Here is a 1345-nt window from a genome sequence, read left to right as displayed (position 1 = left end):
CAGACAACAGAAAAATCGCTTGAGTAATGGACCGTCGAACTGTCCCTTTTGTGCAGCCATAAATTCTGCCGCCTGTGCGGGTGTCCAAGCCTTTTTGTAGGGGCGCTTTGACGTCAGCGCATCGTAAACATCGCAGATGGATGCAATGCGAACAGGCACACTGATCTGCTTTCCAGCCAGACCTTGTGGATATCCTCTTCCATCCGGTCTCTCATGATGATGACGACAAATGTCGAGCACAGCGTCGGGCATGTCGGTTTGGCGTGACAGGAGGTCGTAGCCGCGCTGAGGGTGTTGGCGCATCTGTGCCATTTCCTCGTCGGACAACGGCCCTGCCTTGTTCAGGATATCGAGGGGTATTTTTACTTTTCCGACATCGTGCAGCAATCCGCCCATTGCCAGGGTCTGGGAAAGTTGCTCGCCAATCTCGATCGATCGCCCGAAATGCACCATCAGCGCGGTTACCGCAATCGAATGCAGGAACGTATATTCGTCCCTGCTCTTAAGTCTGGTGACCGCGATCAACGCCCGTGAACTGTCTGTCATGCATATAGCAATATGCTCAACGACCGTCGTCGCGGTATCGATTGGAACGCTGTTGCCCATTCTGACGTCGTCAAACATCGCTTTTATCAAAGGCTTGGATTCTTCGATCGTTTTCAATGCGCGTGTTAGTTGAGCTTTGGATACGGCGTGGCGTCTTCCTCCAGCCACGGCGCTGACAAGGTCTGTGCCGCCGTCGGTGTTGATAATGACGCCTTTGACACCGCTGGCTTTGAGCGTCATGACGTCATCGGGATTGTCCAATAGAAATCGGCTCCGCCAAAACGGCTGCCGTTCCCACTCTCCGTCAACTGCTTCAATGAACATACCGAGACGCACTTGCGTGGGTTTGATGCGCTTGAGCACGATTGCGTAGCTCCCGTATTGGACTGTTGAGGGGTTGGGACAAAGAAACCATAGGAATGTCGATCAGCAGTGGGCTGTCTAATCAGTTGTTACCTGCCGAACTAGCGTTTGCCTGTTGTGCCGGTTTCGGCCATATATGTTGCAATCGAGGCATTTACGCGCTGGATCTGTTCCATGAGAGCGATAATGCTCTCGGTAACAGGGTCAGGCGTGTCCGGTTTCGCGTTTTGTAATGTCTCGATATGGTTTCGCAATACAGCACCGCGTGCACGCTGCTTGGGAAAATTAAGTATAGCTGCCATAAAATTCACCATCCGTAGCGGCGCGCGGACCGCGTCAACGAGTTGTCGATATAGCTCCCATTCACCGATCAGGGCTTTGGGATGACTCATAGTGTTTCAAAGGGCTGAGTGATGATGGCCCCGCGCCAAACAAC

General features: G+C 52.9%; 2 protein-coding genes. Both read right to left on the bottom strand.

Going from position 1 to position 1345, the window contains the following annotated elements; translation table 11 throughout:
• Positions 1-909 (bottom strand): HD-GYP domain-containing protein (locus tag DSM25558_RS27550; RefSeq protein ID WP_077107785.1); only part of this gene is annotated, 909 nt, incomplete at its 3' end.
• A 101-nt stretch (positions 910-1010) separates the two neighbouring features.
• Entirely contained in the window at positions 1011-1301 is a 291-nt protein-coding gene (locus tag DSM25558_RS27545; protein WP_077107784.1) for a hypothetical protein, read from the bottom strand.
• Positions 1302-1345 lie beyond the last annotated feature (44 nt).

Origin of the sequence: Agrobacterium sp. DSM 25558, assembly GCF_900100825.1 — a bacterium.
Lineage (GTDB): Bacteria > Pseudomonadota > Alphaproteobacteria > Rhizobiales > Rhizobiaceae > Agrobacterium.
The sequence above is the reverse complement of the archived record's forward strand: the minus strand, read 5'-3'. Positions and strand labels throughout refer to the sequence as shown.

Bases quoted from the DNA above. Each gene is read 5' to 3' on its own strand.
- DSM25558_RS27545 (WP_077107784.1), bottom strand. From the start codon at position 1,301: ATGAGTCATCCCAAAGCCCTGATCGGTGAATGGGAGCTATATCGACAA.